At 62.8% G+C, this 368-nt stretch carries 1 protein-coding gene; it reads right to left on the bottom strand.

Annotation, left to right across the window (positions count from 1 at the left end; translation table 11 throughout):
• Positions 1-304: hypothetical protein (locus AF337_RS07055; protein WP_049731553.1), on the bottom strand; the 304-nt coding region annotated here is incomplete at its 3' end.
• Between the last annotated feature and the right edge of the window lie 64 nt (positions 305-368).

The raw sequence follows: 368 nt of genomic DNA, 5'->3' as shown, positions 1-368 counted from the left end.
GGACGAGCCAGTGATCCGCGAAGCGGGGAAAGTGTGCGGCGGCGATGGCTCGGGCCTTCGCGAAGGTCTGGTCGGGCGCGAGCTGGTCATGCGCCTTGACGGCATAGGCAGTTCGAAAATTGCGATCGTCCGTTCCGCGGAAGTCGAACGTGTGCCCGGTCCGCATGCCGCCGAACATGAACTTGAGTTCTGGCGGCTGGTCCTCGACGAGAACTGTGCGTCGCCACGACAGCAGCATGTTTGCGAGGTAGTATTCCAGCATGCTCTCGAAAGTCAGCAGCCGGTTCCGGGCGATGTCGACCATGTGCCCACGTACGCTGCTCGCCGACTTCAGCGAGATCTTACGGCTAGCCGTCGAAGGCCGGGGA

Origin of the sequence: Rhizobium ecuadorense, assembly GCF_001187535.1 — a bacterium.
GTDB lineage: Bacteria > Pseudomonadota > Alphaproteobacteria > Rhizobiales > Rhizobiaceae > Rhizobium > Rhizobium ecuadorense.
This window is presented reverse-complemented; position numbering and strand designations above follow the sequence as displayed.